Origin of the sequence: Serinicoccus chungangensis (assembly GCF_006337125.1) — a bacterium.
GTDB classification, from domain to species: domain Bacteria; phylum Actinomycetota; class Actinomycetes; order Actinomycetales; family Dermatophilaceae; genus Ornithinicoccus; species Ornithinicoccus chungangensis.
Genome location: NZ_CP040887.1, coordinates 917,702 through 934,927 on the forward strand (window position 1 = coordinate 917,702; position 17,226 = coordinate 934,927).

A 17,226-nucleotide genomic window follows, 5' to 3' on the forward strand; every position below is an offset into this window, starting at 1 on the left:
GGGACGGGCCGCTAGCCCAGCTCCAGCGCGGTGATGACCCACCGCCCGTCGACCCCGCTCATGCGCAGGGCCAGGGCGCGGACCCGGCCGTCCAGGTGCACCACGGCCGCGACCTCGCACACCCCGTCGGCGGGGTGGCAGTCCAGGAGGGCGCGGACCACCGGTGGGGCGCTGCGGCAGCGCCCCCGCCGTCGCGCCAGCGCCGACCGACGGGCCACCCGCTCGCGCACCTCCGGCGCCAACCAGCGCGAGAGCTGGTCCACGGGCCGGGTCCCGGCACAGATCTCCAGCAGGGCCCGGACCATCCGGTGCGCCCAGGCCCGGGCCTCGGGGAGGTCGTCGGTGGCGGTGGCCTGAGGGCCGAAGTAGCTGTCGTAGGCCCCGTCCCGGAAGTCCACCGCCAGGGTCCCCTGCACGTAGTCGCCCTCGGCCGGCTGGGACCGCGCGTCGGTGCCGGACCAGTCGGGGCCCTCGGCAGGGGGCTCCGGGGCGTCGATGAGCCGCAGGTGCAGCACGCCGGGGGTCCGGGACGACCCGGTCACGGCCCGTCCTCCGGGGTGCCGGGCACGGTGAGCTCCTGACCGGGAAGGAGGAGGTCCGGGTCCGGGCCGATGGTGGCGAGGTTCGCGGCATACCACCGCGGCCACTCCTCGGCGACGTCCGCGGAGGTGGCTCCGGGGCCGAGGTGCCGGGCGGCCAGGTCCCACAGGGTGTCACCGCGCCGGACGACCACGTGGTCCGGCAGGTCTCCCTGCGCGACCCCGCGCCCGCCGACGAGGTCGACCTGGCCGCGTGGGTGGGCCTGCGGGGTGGCCGGCACCGGGGTCCAGCCGGGCAGCGGCACGTCCACGGGGTCGTGGCGCGGGGGCACGGGGCCGTCCGGCGAGGACTCGACCGCCCCGGGCCGGTCGTCCTGGGCGGTCGGGGCCGTGGTGCAGACCGTGGCGGCGACCGCCCCGGTGCCGCCGGCACCCGTCGCGAGCAGGACCAGCAGCGTCGTGGCGACCCGGACCGACGTCGAGGCGGTCGGGGGCACGCGTGCGGGACCGACGGCAGGCCGCACCCGCCAGGCCGCGACGAGGAGCACCCCCGCGACCCAGAGCAGCAGGCCGGTCGCCAGGGCGAGCACGGCCGCCAGCACGGCCGTCCCGGGGTCCGGCCCGACGGGGCTCGCCCAGGCGGTCACCGCCTGCCGCCCCAGGACCGTCGACGCGCCTAGGGCGGCGGCCCCGCCGCCCGCGCCCCAGGCGCTGGCCCGCCATCCGACGGGCGGGCCCCCGACCCACCCCCCTGTGGTGTCCATGTCATCCCCCTCCCCCGTGCCCCAGAGGCACGAAGCGTTCGTTTGCGTTCGTTTGCGGTCGATGACGGCAATCTACGAGCGGTCGTCCAGCGCGTCAAGGCCTGTGGACGACCTGCTGCTGGGGCCCGCCGCCTGGCAGCATGGGGGGATGCGGTGGGAGCAGCTCTTCGCGGACCTCGAGGGCCAGCAGGAGGACCGGGAGCGGCGGGAGAGGGAGGCCGAGGCCGCTGAGCACACCCGGGCCGAGCGCGGTCGCGTCGTCCTGGGGGACCGCCTGGCGGCGGACGTCGGTCGCGTGCTGCGTCTGGGGGTCCGTGGGGTCGGCGCCCTGGAGGGCCGGCTGGTCGACGTCGGTCCGGACTGGCTGCTGGTGCTCGACGCGCGGTCCTCCTCCCACCAGGAGCGTCTGGTGGTGACCGCCGCCCTGCTCTCCGTCGAGGGGCTCAGCGGTCGGGTGGACGACCGACCACGCCGCTACGACCTGCGCCACGCCGTGCGCGCGCTCAGCCGGGACCGGGCGCGGGTGCGCGTCGTCGACCAGGGCGGGGACCACCTGAGCGGCACCGTCGACCGGGCCCTGGCCGACCACCTCGACCTGGCACGGCACGCGGACGACGAACCACGCCGACCGGGAGCGGTCCGAGGGGTGGTGGCCGTGCCCTACGGCGCCATCGCGATGGTGCAGCGGCTCTGACCGCGGGGCGGACGCCGCCTCAGGGGCCCTCGCCCAGGTGCAGGGACTCACGGGTCCGCGTGTACATCCGTTGGATGTAGGCCTCCAGCTCGGCGGCCTCGACCCGCCAGACGCCACGGCCACCCAGCTTGATCCCGGGCAGGTCCCCGGACCGCACGATGGCCTTCACCTGGGCGAGGGAGACGTTGAGGGTCTCCGCCACGTCGGTGAGGGTCAGGAATCTGGGCCCAGCCACGCGGGTCTCCTCTCGTCGGTCCTGACCACGATGGTACGGATGACCCCGGGTGCCCCACGGTTCCTGTGGACAGGACGCGGTCAGGTGGGGCTGCGGGGCGCTATCGTGCGGTGCGGGCCGACAGGGACGAAGGGGGCCTCGAGATGGGACCGACGGCGACGACGCAGGACGGGCCGGGGCGCACCGCGCGCCGGTTGCAGGCTCCCGGGTGGCGTGACCTGCGGCTGGTCGTGGGAGTGCTGCTGGTGGTGCTCTCGGTGGCCGGGGGTGCCCGCCTGGTGTCCGGCCTCGACGACACCCGGCCGGTGTATGCGGCGGCGCGCGACCTGCTGCCCGGCCAACCGGTCACGGACGGTGACCTGGTCACCGTCCAGGTGCGGCTGGGGGACTCCGCCGAGCACTACCTCGACGCCACGGACCCGGTCTCCGACGGGACCTATCTCCTGCGGCGCGTCGCGGCCGGGGAGCTCGTGCCCGCGGCTGCCGTCGGCACGCAGCGACAGGCCCTGGACAAGACGGTCAACGTCCCGGTGGACGCCTCGACCGTCTCCGGGCTGCAGGTCGGGACGGCGGTCGACGTCTGGGTGAGCCGGCGCGACCCGGAGGCCGCCGGCGAGGTCTACCGCGACCCCGAGCTGCTGCTGCCGGGGGCCGTCATCGACCGTGTCGCAGACCAGTCCGGCGGGTTGGGAGCATCGCTGGGCCGGACCCCGGTGGCCCTCGTCGTGCCGGCGGACCGGGTCGGCGACGTCATCGCCGCGGTGGACCAGGACGCCCGGCTGACCCTGGTCCCGGCGCCCCGCACCCAGCGGGAGCAGGGCGGGTGAGCCGTCCGCTGGTGACCGCCGTGGCCCCCCGGTGGGAGAGCCAGGTCGCGGCCCTGCTCGCCGGGTCCACCCAGGCCCGGCTGGTGCGCCGGTGCGCCGACCTGCCCGAGCTGCTGGGCGTCGCCCGGGCCGGCCTGGCGGAGGTCGTCCTCGTCTCCCACGACCTGCGCGGGCTGGACCGGGACGCGGTGCAGGGCCTCGGTGCGGTCGGCGTGCACGTCGTGGGGGTGCACCCGCGTGACGACACGGAGGCGGCCCGCGCGTTGCACCGGCGCGGCGTCACCTGCGTGCTCGAGGTCGAGAGCAGCACCCCGGAGCTCGACGCGGTGCTCTCCTCGCTGGGGCGGGTGGACCCCACCGGCGACGACCGCCGACCGGCCGGCTCGCCGACCGCGCCCGGTGGGCCGACGTCTGCTGAGCACGGTCCGGGGCCCGGCCGGCACACGGACCCGGCAGCCGTGCTCGTCGACGCCGGTCCGGAGGGTGTCCGGGACGACGACGCCGGGACGCACGCCGCTTCGGCGACGGGCCAGGAGCACCCGCCCCGGACGGACGGTCCGTCCGAGGGCGAGGTCGTCGTGGTGTGGGGGCCGCACGGCAGCACCGGCCGCACCACGGTGGCCGTCAACCTCGCCGCCGAGCTGGCGTCGGCGACGACGCCGGTCCTGCTCGTGGACGCGGACACCTACGGTGCGGGGGTCGCGCAGGCGCTGGCCGTGCTCGACGAGTCACCCGGGGTCGCGGCCGCCGCCCGCGCCGCGGACCAGGGCACCCTCGACGAGGACAGCCTCCTGCGCCTCGCCCCGCAGGTGCGCCCCGGGCTGCTCGTCCTCACCGGGCTGCCCCGCGCCGACCGGTGGACCGAGCTGCGGGAGAGCGCCCTGGCCGACATCCTCCAGCAGGCCCGCTCCCTCGCCCGGTGGGTGGTCGTCGACATCGCCCCGACGGTGGAGCAGGACGAGGAGCTGTCCTTCGACACCAGCGCACCTCGACGCAACGGGGCCGCGCTGTGCGCCCTGGAGGAGGCCGACCGGGTGCTGGTCGTCGGCACCGGCGACCCGGTGGGGCTGCAGCGGCTCGTCCGCGGTGTCGACCAGCTGCCCGGGCTCACCCGGGCGGAGGTCCAGGTGGTGGTGACGCGGGTCCGCCCCGGACCGGTCGGTCCGGAGCCGGGCCGCCGGATCGCCGAGACCCTGCGCCGGTTCGCCGGGGTGGGCCAGGTGCACCTGGTCCCCGAGGACCGCGACGCCGTGGACGCGGCCCTGCTGCACGGGCACACCCTCGCCGAGTCACGCCCCACCAGCCCGGCACGGGAGTCGATCCGGACGCTGGCCCACCTGGTCAGCGGGCGTCGCGGGTCCGGGGACGCGCCACGCTCGCGCTGGTGGTCGCGTCGCCGCGCCCGCACCTGAGGCTGCGCCCCGTCGCCCCACCCGCCAGGACCGCTCCGACGTCTGACACCATGACGGTGAGGCCGCAGCCGTCGGCCTGGCCCGGTGACCCTGACGAGGAGGTCGGCGATGACGACCGTGCGGTGCTACGTGCCGTTGACGGGCGACCAGCTGGCCGCCCTGTCGCAGGACCGCCGCCTGAGCGGACCGCTGCGGGCGACCGCGGTGACCGAGGTGCTCCGGGCCCAGGAGCCGGGGGCGGACGGCGACGAGCTCGAGTACGCCGCCGCGCAGGTGGCCGCCGAGGACCTGGTGCGGACCGGTGTCCCGGTCGTGCTGGCCGCGGTGGACGTGGACGCGGGGCGCGTGACCGACGCCGCCACGGACGACCTGTGGATCGAGGTGGCGTCCGTGGAGCTGCCGCGGGTGGCCGCCCTGCACCTGGGCGACGACGTCGTCACCGGGGACGCCTCGCTGCTGGCCGACCACGACTCCGAGGACATCGAGCTGTCCTGGTTCGACACCACCGAGCTGGACCACGTGCTGGGGCTGGTCGGCCGGGCCCGCCCCTCCCGACCGGGTGGGCCGCCGACCGACCCGCCCACCGACCGACCGACCGACTGACCGCGAGGAGATCACGCCATGGATGGCATCGTCGACGTCCCCAGCCCGCTCAACGAGCCCGTGCTCGGCTACGCGCCGGGCAGCCCGGAACGAGGCACCCTCGAGGCTGCGCTCGCCGAGCTGGCGGCCAGCCCCGTGGACCTCCCGCACGTCATCGGCGGCGCGCCGGTCACCGGGGGCGGCGCCGCGATCGACGTCGTCCAGCCGCACGCTCACGCCGAGGTGCTCGGGACGATGCGGGACGCGACCAAGAAGGACGCGCGCGCGGCCGTCGAGGCGTCCCGCGAGGCGGCGCCGGCCTGGCGGGCGATGTCCTTCGAGGAGCGGGCCTCGATCTTCCTCAAGGCGGCCGAGCTGCTGGCCGGGCCCTGGCGCGCGCGGATGAACGCCGCCACGATGCTGGGACAGAGCAAGACGGCCACCCAGGCCGAGATCGACTCGGCCTGCGAGCTGGCCGACTTCTGGCGCTTCAACGTGCACTACGCGCGGCAGCTGCTCACCGAGCAGCCGATCCGCAACTCGCCCGGGACCTGGAACCGCATCGACCAGCGCCCGCTGGAAGGCTTCGTCTACGCGGTGACCCCCTTCAACTTCACCGCGATCGGTGGCAACCTCCCCACGGCCCCGGCGCTCATGGGCAACGTGGTGGTGTGGAAGCCGGCGCCGACCCAGCAGCGTGCGGCGAGCATGACGATGGACCTGCTGCGGGAGGCCGGCCTGCCCGACGGCGTCATCAACATGGTGACCGGCACCGGTCCTGCTGTCTCCGAGGTGGCGCTCGAGAGCCCCGACCTGGCCGGCATCCACTTCACCGGCTCCACCGCCGTCTTCAACATGCTCTGGCAGGGGGTGGCGTCGAACCTCGGCACCTACCGGTCCTACCCGCGCATCGTGGGCGAGACCGGGGGCAAGGACTTCGTCGTGGCCCACCCCAGCGCCGACCCCGACGTGCTGCGGACCGCCCTCGTGCGCGGCGCCTTCGAGTTCCAGGGCCAGAAGTGCTCGGCGGCGTCACGGGCCTACGTCCCCGCGTCGCTGTGGCGCAGGCTGCGCGACGAGCTCGCCCAGACGACCGAGGGGATCGCGGTCGGTGACGTGCGCGACCTGTCCAACTTCATGGGCGCCGTCATCGACGCCAAGGCCTTCGCCAAGCACCGTGACGTCATCGAGCGGGCCCACGCGGACTCCGGCGTCGAGGTCGTGGCGGGGGGCACCGTCGACGACTCCGTCGGATGGTTCGTGCGACCCACCGTCGCGGTGGTCGAGGACCCGACGCACCAGATGCTCACGACCGAGTACTTCGGCCCGATCCTCACCGTCCACGTCTACCCGGACGGTCAGTGGTCCTCGATGCTGGACCAGATGGAGTCCGTGGCGCCCTACGCGCTCACCGGCGGCGTCATCGCGCAGGACCGGGCCGCCGTGGGACAGGCGGTCGAGCGGCTGCGGTTCGCGGCAGGCAACTTCTACATCAACGACAAGCCCACCGGCGCCGTCGTCGGGCAGCAGCCGTTCGGCGGCGCGCGTGCCTCGGGGACCAACGACAAGGCGGGCTCCGCGGCCAACCTCCAGCGCTGGGTCAACACCCGGGTGATCAAGGAGACCTTCGTCCCGCCGACGGAGTACCGCTACCCGCACATGGGCTGAGCGGCCGGCTGCGCCGGGGCGCTCAGCCCCCGGCCAGCCACTCCCGCGCGACCCGCTCCTCCAGCTGCACGACCTCGCGCATCCGCTCGGCCACCATGGCCTCCACGCGCCGCCCGAGGAGCGGGACGCGCGCCTCCAGGTCGCCGTCCACGACGTGGTCGGTCACCTGGGGCTCGGAGCCACGACGCAGGTGGATGCCGCCGGTGAAGGTGATCGGCAGGCCCGGCATCTCCAGGCTCATGGCGCCCTCGCGCTCGCCGTCGGCGTCCGGCGACCCCCAGCGCACGGTCTCCACCACGAGCAGGCGGGGACCGACCAGGCCCTTGGCCATGTCGGGGATGCCGTCGCTGGGCAGGTGCCGCTGCGTGGTCACGGTCGTCGTGCCGTCGGGCGCGGTCTCGACGTGCACGGTCTGGTCCAACGACCCCGAGCGCTCGCAGCGCCGGACCTGGTAGGCGTGGTCGGTCAGCATCTCGAAGGTGCGCTGCGGGTCCGCCGGGTGACGGATCGTCTCGGTGATCCTCATGACCTCACCGTACGTCCTGACCGCCCGGCCCGGGGAGCGCAGCGCGCAACCGGCGGTGCAGGCCGTGCAGCCGTCGGAGGACGACGCCCTTGTCGGCCCGGGTGAGCGCCCCGCGGCGGGTCCGGTCCGCGACCCGGTCCAGGAGGTCGCCCAGGTCGGTCATCACCGTGGCGGTCTCCGTGGCCCAGGGCGCCGGGTGGGGGAGCAGCTCCTCGGCCAGGGCGCGCAGGCGCCCGGCGGCGGCCCGGCAGCCGGCGTGGTCGGGCAGCCGGTCGGTCCCGCCGATGGCCCCCACCACGAGCGGTTGCGGCCGGGGCTGCTCCCGGTCGGTGGCGGCGTCCGCCAGCACGTGGGCGACGCCGTCGAGCAACGCCTCCACGAGGCCGCTGGCCTCGGACCACCCCAGGTCGGGGGCCAGCGCGCTCACCTCCTCCGCGGCGCGCAGGAGGGTGGCGGGAGGAGATCCCGTCCCCGGCCGCTGCCGGGCGGCCGCGGGCCCGGGGGGCCGGTCGATCCCGGTCATGGGCCCACCCTAGGGGCCGCCGAAGGGTCGGCCGGAGGGTTGTCCCCAGGCGGGTGCGCAGGTGGGCAGCCGAGTAGGGTGGCCGCAGGCGCACGTCGGGGTGCGCCGGACGCCCGCGACCCGAGGAGTGCACGCGCACGATGACGTCGACCGACACGCTCACCGACAGGTTCTTCCACCACCTCGCCGCCACCGAGCTGGCGGGTCGCCAGCTGGAGCAGCGCGAGGCGATGGCAGGCTCGATGGCCGAGCTGTCCGAGCAGCGGGACGAGGGCCGGGCGGCCATCCGGGTCCTGAACCCCACCCTGGACGACGGTGGCTGGACGAGCCGTCAGACGGTGGTGCAGGTCGTGACCGACGACATGCCCTTCCTCGTGGACTCGGTGCTGGGGGAGGTCAGCCGGCACCGTCTGGGGGTGCACCAGCTCCTGCACCCGCAGGTCGTCGTCGACGAGGCCACCGGTGAGGTCCTCGACCTCGACCCGCAGGACGTGGGCGAGGGGCAGCGCGTCGAGTCCTGGATCCACGTCGAGGTCGACCGCGTCCCGGAGCCGGAGGACCGGGACTCGCTCGAGGACGACCTGGGCCGGGTGCTCACCGACGTCCGTCGCGCCTGCCGCGACTGGGGGACCATGCGCCAGCGCGCCCGGGCCATCGTCGACGAGCTCGAGATCGGGCCCCCGAGGTCCGTCGACCGGGACCAGATCGACTCGACCGTCGACTTCCTGACCTGGATCGACGACCACCACTTCACCTACCTGGGCTACCGCAGCTACGACCTCGTCGAGACCGGCGACGGGCTGGCGCTGCAGGCCGTCGCGGGCAGCGGGCTGGGGATCCTGCGGGACGAGGACGCCGACCCGGCGCCTACCGTGCTGCGGCCGGAGGCGGCCCGCACCGCGCGGGACCCCCGGCTGCTCACCGTCACCAAGGCCAACACGCGGGCCACCGTGCACCGGTCCGTGCCGCTGGACTACATCGGGGTCCGCCGGTTCGGCGAGCGGGGCGAGGTCGTCGGCGAGCACCGCTTCCTCGGGCTCTTCACCCAGAGCGCCTACGCGGAGTCGAGCCAGCGCCTGCCGATCGTCGGGGCCAAGGTCAAGCAGGTGCTCGCCGAGTCCGGGTTCGCCCCGGACAGCCACTCCGGCAAGGACCTCCTCAGCGTCCTCGAGGCCTACCCGCGGGACGAGCTGTTCCAGGCGCCGGTGGAGCACCTGGCGGCGACCGCCGGCGACGTGGTCCGTCTCCTCGAGCGTCCTGCGGCCAAGGCCTACGTCCGGGCGGACGAGTTCGGCCGGTTCGTCAGCGCCCTCGTCTATCTCCCCCGGGACCGCTACAACACCGCCAACCGGCTGCGCGTCCAGGAGCTCCTCGAGCAGACCTACGGCGGGGAGCTGGCCGATTACGCCACGCGGGTCGGGGACGGACCGCTGGCGCAGCTGCACTTCGTCATCACCGTCCCGCGGGACCAGGACCTGCCCCAGGTCGACCAGCGGCACCTCCAGGAGCGTCTGACCGCCGTCACCCGGACCTGGGTCGAGGGCCTCGCGGACGCCGTCGCGGCCCACGTCGAGGACGAGGGCGTCACCGGCGACCTCGTGGCGCGGTACGCCGACGCCTTCCCCGAGGCCTACAAGGAGGACTTCGACGGCGAGGCCGCCTACCTCGACCTGCAGCGTCTGGGTGAGCTGCACGGCAGCGACGCGTCGGCCCGCCCGCACGTCTACCGCGCCCCGGGAGAGGCGCCGACGGAGCGGCGGCTCAAGGTCTACCGCTCCGAGGAGATGTCGCTCACCCACGTCCTCCCGGTCTTCGCCGACCTCGGCCTGGAGGTCACCGTCCAGCGGCCCTACGAGCTGGACGGCAGCAACGACGACGGCTCGCCCGACTACATCTACGACTTCGGGCTGCGGGCCCCGTCGGAGTCGGTGTGGAGCGGTGGTGAGCACCGCACGGAGGACGAGGTGTCGGCCGCCTTCGAGGACGCCTTCACCGCCGTCTGGGGCGGGTCCGCCGAGTCCGACTCCCTCAACTCCCTGGTGCTCACGGCCGGCCTCGACTGGCGGCGCGTCGTCATCCTGCGCACCCTGGTCCGCTACCTGCGCCAGGTGGGCACCTTCAGCCTCGACTACCTCGAGGAGGCGCTGGTCGCGAACCCCGACATCGCGCGGCTGCTCATCGAGCTCTTCGAGGCTCGGTTCGACCCCGACGCCCCGGGCGAGGCGGAGGCGCGGGCGGCGCGCACCCAGGAGCTGGCCGACGACATCACCAGGGCGCTGGACGAGGTCGCCAGCCTCGACCAGGACCGCATCCTGCGCTCGCTGGCGGCCGTCGTCCAGGCGACGCTGCGCACCAACTTCTACCAGCAGGACGCCGAGGGCCGCCCCAAGGCCTGGGTGAGCCTCAAGCTGCTGCCGCGCGAGCTCGACCTGCTGCCCGAGCCGCGGCCGGCGTTCGAGATCTGGGTGTACGCCCCCCGGGTCGAGGGCAGCCACCTCAGGTTCGGGGCGGTGGCCCGTGGCGGCCTGCGCTGGAGCGACCGGCGCGAGGACTTCCGCACCGAGGTGCTCGGGCTGGTCAAGGCGCAGATGGTCAAGAACGCCGTCATCGTCCCCACCGGGTCCAAGGGCGCCTTCTTCCCCAAGGACCTGCCGGACCCGGCCGCCGACCGGGGCGCCTGGCTCGAGGAGGGGCAGGCGGCATACCGCACCTTCATCAGCGGCATGCTGGACATCACCGACAACCGCGTCGGCACCGACATCGAGCCGCCGGAGCGCGTGGTGCGCCACGACGGTGACGACCCCTACCTCGTGGTGGCGGCGGACAAGGGCACGGCGACGTTCTCCGACCTCGCCAACGGGGTGGCGCGGGACTACGGCTTCTGGCTCGACGACGCCTTCGCCTCGGGGGGCTCGGCCGGCTACGACCACAAGGGCATGGGCATCACCGCCCGGGGCGCGTGGGAGTCGGTGAAGCGGCACTTCCGGGAGCTGGGGCTGGACACCCAGAGCACGGAGTTCACCGTCGTCGGGGTGGGCGACATGAGCGGCGACGTCTTCGGCAACGGCATGCTGCTCTCGGAGCACATCCGCCTCGTCGCGGCCTTCGACCACCGCCACATCTTCCTGGACCCGGACCCTGACGTGGCCCGGTCCTACGCCGAGCGGCAGCGCCTGTTCGAGCTGCCGCGCTCCAGCTGGGCCGACTACGACACCGCCCTCATCAGCGAGGGCGGCGGGGTCTACCCCCGGACGCAGAAGTCGATCCCCGTGAGCGCGCAGGTGCGCGAGCGGCTGGGCCTGGACGAGGGCGTCAGCGCGATGGCGCCGCACGAGCTGCTGCGGGCGATCCTGCTGGCACCGGTGGACCTGCTCTGGAACGGCGGCATCGGCACCTACGTCAAGGCGTCCACCGAGACCGACCTGGAGATCGGCGACCGGGCCAACGACCCCATCCGGGTCGACGGCTCGCAGCTGCGCGTCCGCGTGGTCGGGGAGGGCGGCAACCTGGGTCTGTCCCAGCGGGGCCGCGTCGAGGCCGCACTGGCCGGTGTCCACGTCAACACCGACGCGATCGACAACTCCGCCGGTGTGGACACCTCCGACCACGAGGTCAACATCAAGATCGCGCTCACGCCGCTCGTGCAGGAGGGGGTGCTCTCCCGGGAGGAGCGCGACGAGCTGCTCGCCTCGATGACCGAGGAGGTGGCCCGCAAGGTCCTGCGGCACAACTATGAGCAGAACGTCCTCATCGGCAACGGCCGCCTGCAGAAGGGGGTCATGGCCTCGGTCCACCAGCGCCTGATCCGCTACCTCGGTGAGCACGCCGGGCTGGACCCCGAGCTGGAGTTCCTGCCCAGTGAGAAGGAGTGGGCGCGCCGCGAGGAGGCGGGCACCGGGCTGACGGCTCCCGAGTTCTCGGTCCTGGTGGCCTACGCCAAGCTCGGGCTCAAGACCGAGCTCGGCGAGACCGAGCTGCCCGACGACCCGGCGCTGCTCGAGTCCCTCCTGCACTACTTCCCGGAGCCGCTGCGCGAGCGCGCGCGGGAGCAGATCCTGGAGCACCCCCTGCGCCGGGAGATCGTGGTCAACGAGATCGCCAACGCCATGGTCAACCGCGGCGGTGTCTCCTTCGCCTTCCGCGCCCAGGAGGAGACCGGGGCGACGGTGGCGCAGATCACCCGGGCCTTCCACGTGGTGCGCTCGGTCTTCGGGCTGGCGGACTACACCGCGGCGGTCGAGGCGCTGGACAACCAGGTGCCGACGGACATCCAGACCGAGCTCTACCTCGAGGTGCGCCGGTTGCTGGACCGGGCCACCCGCTGGTTCCTCAACAACCGCTCGCTGTCGACCGGCATGGACGAGGAGATCCAGCGGTTCACCGAGCCGGTCCAGGCGCTGGTCCCGCGCCTGGGCGAGCTCCTGCAGGGCCACGAGCGCGAGCGCTGGGCCCAGCGCGCGGAGTGGGCGAGGACCAACGGCATACCGGAGGACCTCGCGCAGCTGTACGCCTCCCTGCTCGACAGCTACTCGCTGCTGGACGTCGCCGAGCTGGCCGGTGAGATCGGGCGGGACGTCACGGAGGTCGCCGAGGTCTACTTCGGGGTGTCCGAGGCCTTCCGCATCGACGACCTGCTCACGCACGTCTCGCACCTGCCGCGGGAGGACCGCTGGTCCTCCCTGGCGCGCGGCGCGCTGCGCGACGACCTGTACGGCGTCATGCGCGGGCTCACCCGGACCGTCGTGGAGCGCACCGGGGACCGAGGAGGCCGAGGGACTCCCTCGAGCGGGTGCGTGAGTGGATGGCGGAGAACCGCGAGGCGCTCGTGCGCACCAGCCAGGTGCTGCGGACCGTCAGCGGGATGAGCGAGCCCGACCTGGCTCCGCTCTCGGTGGCCCTGCGCACGCTGCGCGGACTGGTCCGGCAGGGATCGGCCGACTGACCTTTGCGACAATCTCCTCGTGGCTGTTCTCCGGGAGACCCTCTCGCGCTCGTCGATGTCGGGAGCCGACATCGACTGGGTGCACCGCCTCGTCGGTGACTGGCAGATGCTGGCGGACCTGGCGTTCGCCGACCTGACCCTCTGGCTCCCGGTGCAGCGCGACGACGTCGCCGACCCGCACCTCTCGCCGTGGTTCCTGGCCGCGCACGCGCGGCCCTCGACCGGGCCGAACTTCTACCACGACGACGTCATCGGGGAGGCCCCGGGCGCGGCGCGCGAGCGCCTGCTGACGCAGGTCATGGAGACCGGCCGGCCGCTGACCCCGGACGAGGTGGGCTACGTCCGGGAGCAGTACGTCCCCGTCGTCCGGACCGGTCGCCCGATCGCGGTGCTCGTCCGGCACACCGACCTGCAGAACATGCGTCAGCAGGGCGGCCTGGAGGTCAACTACCTCCAGATCAGCCAGCAGCTGTTCTCGATGATCTCCGAGGGCGCGTTCCCCATGGACCACGTGGCGACCGGGGTGGGGCGGGGGACCCCCCGGGTCGGGGACGGCGTGCTGCGGCTCACGGCCGACGGCGTCATCGACTACGCCAGCCCGAACGCCGTGTCGGCGCTGCGCCGGCTCGGGCACACCGACCACGTCAACGGCGCGGACCTCGCCCAGATCGTCTCGACGCGACTGACCCCCGGGGCGACGGTGGACGAGACGGTGCCGCTGGTCCTCACCGGTCGGGCGCCGTGGGGGACCGAGATCGAGACCTCCGCGGTCAACCTCACGCTGCGCTCGGTGCCGCTCACCCACGGAGGGCGGCGGGTGGGTGCGCTGCTGCTCATGCGCGACGTCAGCGAGATCCGTCGGCGCGAGCGTGAGCTGCTGAGCAAGGAGGCCACGATCCGGGAGATCCACCACCGGGTCAAGAACAACCTCCAGACCGTGGCCGCGCTGCTGAGGCTGCAGTCCCGGCGGCTGGACGACCCCAAGGCTCAGGAGGCGCTGGCCGAGGCGGGGCGGCGGTTGTCCACCGTGGCGCTGGTGCACGACACCCTCAGCCAGGCGTTCTCCGAGCGGGTCGACTTCGACGACGTCGCCACCCGCATCCTGCGGGCCACCGTGGAGGTCGCCTCCACGCAGGCCGTCGTGGAGACCGAGCTGGAGGGGTCCTTCGGCTGGCTGCCGCCGGACGACGCCACGCACCTGGCGATGGTCCTGGCCGAGCTGGTCCACAACGCGGTCGAGCACGGCTTCGAGGAGGGGGACCGCCCCGCCGGGGCGTCCCGTGTCGTGGTCAGCGCCTCGCGCGCCCGCGACGAGGGCGGGACCGACCTGCTGGAGGTGCGCGTGGAGGACAACGGTCGGGGGTATGCCCCCGAGGCCTCGGCGCGGCCCGGCCTGGGCACGCAGATCGTCGAGGCCCTCATCAGCGACCTGCGTGGGCAGATCGGGTGGGAGACGACGAAGCCGCACGGCACCGTCGTGCGGTTCACCGTGCGGCTGCGGGGCTCCGCCACCGGCTGAGGGTCACGGCCTCCTCCGGTGACGGAGTGCTCAGGGGTGTCGAGGTCAGCTCGCCCGTCGGGCGCGCGCCTTGCGACGCTTGAGCGCTCGGCGCTCGTCCTCGGACAGCCCACCCCACACACCGGCGTCCTGCCCGGTTTCCAGCGCCCACTTGAGACAGGTGTCGATCACCGGGCAGGTGCGGCAGACGGCCTTGGCCTCCTCGATCTGCTGCAGCGCCGGGCCGGTGTTGCCGATCGGGAAGAAGAGCTCGGGGTCCTCTTCCAGGCACGCCGCGCGGTTGCGCCAGTCCATCAGTGTCTGCTCCTTGGTCTGCGCCCGTTCAGGGGCGCCCTCTCGTCGTCGCCCACGTCCGGGGTCCAGGGGTGTCCGGCGGGCGACGACACCTCGTTGTTCCGTCTGTGTGAGCGGTGCCGGATCAGGGTATTGGCGCCGCTGTCTCTGCTGGGGCCAACGCCAGGCCCGTAGACAGTGTTCCCGATCCTCCCATCGCGACACGCCGTAGCACAAGGGTGAACCGCCGTCGGGGCCGCGCGACCGGGTGAGTGATCAGTCACACCCGTCCCAGGGCGAGGGGCCCGGAGCGGGGTGCGCCGGGGGCCGTCAGGGCCGCTGCGTAGGGTGGGAAGGGTCCTGATCCGCCGCTACCGAGGAGTTCCTGTGCCCAGTCCCCGACCGTCCCTAGCCATCGTCGGTGCCCGCGTCGTCCCGGTCGAGGGCGAGGTGATCGAGGACGGCACGGTGGTCGTGCGCGAGGGGCGCATCGCCGCCCTGGGACCCCGGGACCAGGTCGACGTCCCCGACGACGTGGAGGTCGTCGAGGCAGCGGGCTCCTGGCTGCTCCCCGGCCTCGTGGACGCCCACGTGCACCTCGGGGTCTGGGAGGAGGGGGAGGGCTGGGCCGGCCTGGACGGCAACGAGACCACCGACCCGGTCATGGCCGCGGCGCGGGCCATCGACGCCATCAACCCGCGCGAGCAGGGCTTCGACGACGCCCTCGGGGCCGGCGTCACGACGGTCAACGTCAACCCCGGGTCGGCGAACCCGATCGGGGGCCAGGCGGTGGCGCTCAAGACCTACGGCCGCTACGTGGACGAGATGGTGCTGCGCAACCCCAGCGGCATCAAGGCCGCGCTCGGCGAGAACCCCAAGCGGGTCTACGGCGAGCAGAAGAAGACCCCCGCCACCCGGCTCGGCGTCGCCCTGGTCATGCGCAAGGCCTTCGCCGCCGCCCGGTCCTACCAGGCGAAGGTCGCGGCGGCCGGGGACACCCCGGTCGACGCGGACCTCGTCAGCGAGGCCCTGGTCAAGGTCCTCGAGCGCGAGATCCCGTGGCGGCAGCACTGCCACCGGGCGGACGACATCGCCACCGCGATCCGGCTGGCCGAGGAGTTCGGCTACCGCCTCGTGCTGGACCACGGGACCGAGGCATACCTCGTCGCGGACCTCGTCGCCGAGCGGGACATCCCGGTGCTCTACGGGCCGATGATCGTCAGCCGCTCCAAGGTCGAGGTGCGCCACCGGAGCCCGAAGGCGCCCGGGATCCTCGACCGGGCCGGCGTGCAGGTGTCCATCATCACCGACCACCCGGTGGTGCCCATCGACCACCTCATCACCCAGGTCGCGCTCGCCGTCCGTGAGGGCATGGACCGGGACGCCGCGCTGCGGGCGGTGACCGTCAACCCGGCCCGGGTCCTGGGTGTCGAGGACCGGGTGGGCTCGCTCGTCGTGGGCAAGGACGCCGACCTGGCCCTGTGGTCCGGCGACTGGCTGGACCTGCAGTCCCGGGTGCTGCGCACGTGGATCGACGGGGTCGAGGTCTACGCCTACGACCGGGAGAGCGGCACCGGCACCGTCCGACCCCGCTGACGCGGGTGCCGCCGCGCGGCTGAGCCGGGGCCGGGAGTTCGCGCCCCCCGGTGCGCCCTCGATGGGAAGTCTGTGCACGGAATCGCAGCCTGAGCACGTCATCGGCACCCTGTGCATGCCGTCTACCGCATGCACAGGGTGCTGTCGACATGCTCAGGGTCGGTGGGCGTGCACAGGGTGCCGTATGCATGCACAGGGTGCCGTGGGCGTGCACAGGAGTGGTCCGGTGGGCGTCAGTGGCCGGTCGGCGGGCGTCAGTGGCCGGGCGTGACGAGGTGGGCGTGGGTGGGGGCCCGGACGCAGTCGGGGCACAGCCCGTGACCGGGTATGCGGTCGAACAGGCAGCAGCCGGCGCGCAGGAAGGCCTCGTCGGCCCGTTCCATGGGGCCGCCGACGCCGGTCGGCAGGCCGGCGCGGGACCGGGCGGCGCCGCCGGGGGCCAGCCCGGGCGCGGCCAGCACCAGGCGCACCACCGCCCAGGCCGTGGTGGCGGCCCCGGGCCTGGCCGTGCCCAGCACCCGTGCCGCCCCGACGAGGCTGGAGGCGGCGTTGCTCAGCAGCACCCTCGGTGGGACCCGCCCCACCCGGGAGCACGCCGCGTCCAGGTCCGCCAGGCTGCCGTCCACGACGGTGCGGGCGAGCTCGGCGGCGGCCTCGTGCGGTCCGGGCACGGCGCGCCATGGCGTCCCGTCCGCGAGGGCTAGCGGCACGTCCCCGCGGTGGCCGGGGGAGCCGAGCAGGTGCCGGGAGCGCAGGTCGGGCACGGTGCCGTGCAGCACCGCGGCGCCCAGGCCCACGGACCACAGGCGCGAGGCGAGCCCGACCTGTAGGGCCGACATCGCCACCCTCACCTCGACGTCGGCGGGGTCCTGGCCGGTGCCCTGCGCCAGCGCCTGCCGCACCTGGTCGAGGCGCCCCGCCAATGGCACGTCCCTCAGCAGCTCGTCGAAGGGGATGGCGTCGGTGCCCGTTGCGTCGGCCAGCGTGAAGAAGCCGCCGAGCGCCGACAGGTCGTCCATGACGTCCTGCGGTGCGTTCATGCGCTGCCCCCGTCCGCCTGCCCGAGCCGGGCATGCACCGGCCGACAGGCCCGCCCGGTGACCTGCCCCGGACGGGTCCCTCCTGC

Annotated in this window: 14 protein-coding genes and 1 pseudogene; 8 read left to right on the plus strand and 7 right to left on the minus strand. The window is 74.1% G+C overall.

The genetic code is table 11. The features are described 5' to 3' along the window. Positions 1–11 precede the first annotated feature (11 nt). Both FHD63_RS04195 and FHD63_RS04200 read right to left on the minus strand, forming a co-directional pair. A complete protein-coding gene (locus FHD63_RS04195; protein ID WP_139720376.1) occupies positions 12–542 on the minus strand; it encodes an Rv3235 family protein in 531 nt (176 codons plus the stop codon). Next, the gene (locus tag FHD63_RS04200) at positions 539–1,303 is read right to left on the minus strand and encodes a LysM peptidoglycan-binding domain-containing protein (protein ID WP_139720378.1); all 765 of its coding nucleotides are present in this window, start codon (positions 1,301–1,303) and stop codon (positions 539–541) included. Before FHD63_RS04200 ends, FHD63_RS04195 begins: the two co-directional genes overlap by 4 nt. 148 nt (positions 1,304–1,451) lie before the next feature. Between FHD63_RS04200 and FHD63_RS04205 the strand changes: the two genes are divergently transcribed. After that, positions 1,452–1,997, plus strand: a complete 546-nt coding sequence (locus tag FHD63_RS04205) for a hypothetical protein (protein WP_139720380.1) — start codon at positions 1,452–1,454, stop codon at positions 1,995–1,997. Between the two features lie 19 nt (positions 1,998–2,016). Here the strand turns inward: FHD63_RS04205 and FHD63_RS04210 are convergent, their stop codons facing one another. Then, positions 2,017–2,232 carry a helix-turn-helix domain-containing protein gene (locus FHD63_RS04210; protein ID WP_139720382.1) on the minus strand — a complete coding sequence of 72 codons (216 nt, stop codon included), beginning with the start codon at positions 2,230–2,232 and terminating at the stop codon, positions 2,017–2,019. 143 nt (positions 2,233–2,375) lie between these two features. Between FHD63_RS04210 and FHD63_RS15910 the strand changes: the two genes are divergently transcribed. The 4 genes from FHD63_RS15910 to pruA all read left to right on the plus strand — a co-directional run bounded on the left by FHD63_RS15910 (position 2,376) and on the right by pruA (position 6,721). Then, positions 2,376–3,059 carry a CpaB family protein gene (locus FHD63_RS15910; protein ID WP_158296702.1) on the plus strand — a complete coding sequence of 228 codons (684 nt, stop codon included), beginning with the start codon at positions 2,376–2,378 and terminating at the stop codon, positions 3,057–3,059. After that, positions 3,056–4,471 (plus strand): CpaE/TadZ family protein, encoded by a 1,416-nt coding sequence (locus FHD63_RS04220; RefSeq protein ID WP_139720384.1) that lies wholly within the window; start codon positions 3,056–3,058, stop codon positions 4,469–4,471. Before FHD63_RS15910 ends, FHD63_RS04220 begins: the two co-directional genes overlap by 4 nt. Before the next feature lie 108 nt (positions 4,472–4,579). Beyond that, complete coding sequence (locus tag FHD63_RS04225; protein WP_139720386.1) at positions 4,580–5,074, plus strand: DUF6912 family protein; 495 nt, start codon at positions 4,580–4,582, stop codon at positions 5,072–5,074. A gap of 18 nt (positions 5,075–5,092) precedes the next feature. Then, the gene (gene pruA / locus FHD63_RS04230) at positions 5,093–6,721 is read left to right on the plus strand and encodes an L-glutamate gamma-semialdehyde dehydrogenase (protein WP_139720388.1); all 1,629 of its coding nucleotides are present in this window, start codon (positions 5,093–5,095) and stop codon (positions 6,719–6,721) included. Between the two features lie 22 nt (positions 6,722–6,743). Here the strand turns inward: pruA and FHD63_RS04235 are convergent, their stop codons facing one another. Beyond that, positions 6,744–7,247 carry a DUF2505 domain-containing protein gene (locus FHD63_RS04235; protein WP_139720390.1) on the minus strand — a complete coding sequence of 168 codons (504 nt, stop codon included), beginning with the start codon at positions 7,245–7,247 and terminating at the stop codon, positions 6,744–6,746. A gap of 4 nt (positions 7,248–7,251) precedes the next feature. Beyond that, positions 7,252–7,770 carry a hypothetical protein gene (locus tag FHD63_RS04240; RefSeq protein ID WP_139720392.1) on the minus strand — a complete coding sequence of 173 codons (519 nt, stop codon included), beginning with the start codon at positions 7,768–7,770 and terminating at the stop codon, positions 7,252–7,254. A 140-nt stretch (positions 7,771–7,910) separates the two neighbouring features. Between FHD63_RS04240 and FHD63_RS04245 the strand changes: the two are divergent. After that, positions 7,911–12,712: pseudogene (locus FHD63_RS04245) on the plus strand (NAD-glutamate dehydrogenase). Between the two features lie 19 nt (positions 12,713–12,731). Beyond that, on the plus strand, positions 12,732–14,231 hold the full coding sequence (locus tag FHD63_RS04250; protein ID WP_139720394.1) for a sensor histidine kinase: 1,500 nt from the start codon (positions 12,732–12,734) through the stop codon (positions 14,229–14,231). A 45-nt stretch (positions 14,232–14,276) separates the two neighbouring features. On the opposite strand, the gene FHD63_RS04255 is transcribed toward FHD63_RS04250, so the two are convergent. Continuing rightward, positions 14,277–14,525: a WhiB family transcriptional regulator gene (locus FHD63_RS04255; RefSeq protein ID WP_010148753.1), complete on the minus strand. Its 249-nt coding sequence runs from the start codon at positions 14,523–14,525 to the stop codon at positions 14,277–14,279. Positions 14,526–14,891: 366 nt separating this feature from the next. On the opposite strand from FHD63_RS04255, the gene FHD63_RS04260 reads away from it, so the two are divergent. Further along, the gene (locus tag FHD63_RS04260) at positions 14,892–16,100 is read left to right on the plus strand and encodes an amidohydrolase (RefSeq protein WP_139720396.1); all 1,209 of its coding nucleotides are present in this window, start codon (positions 14,892–14,894) and stop codon (positions 16,098–16,100) included. A gap of 254 nt (positions 16,101–16,354) precedes the next feature. On the opposite strand, the gene FHD63_RS04265 is transcribed toward FHD63_RS04260, so the two are convergent. Further along, on the minus strand, positions 16,355–17,140 hold the full coding sequence (locus tag FHD63_RS04265; RefSeq protein ID WP_139720397.1) for a (2Fe-2S)-binding protein: 786 nt from the start codon (positions 17,138–17,140) through the stop codon (positions 16,355–16,357). Between the last annotated feature and the right edge of the window lie 86 nt (positions 17,141–17,226).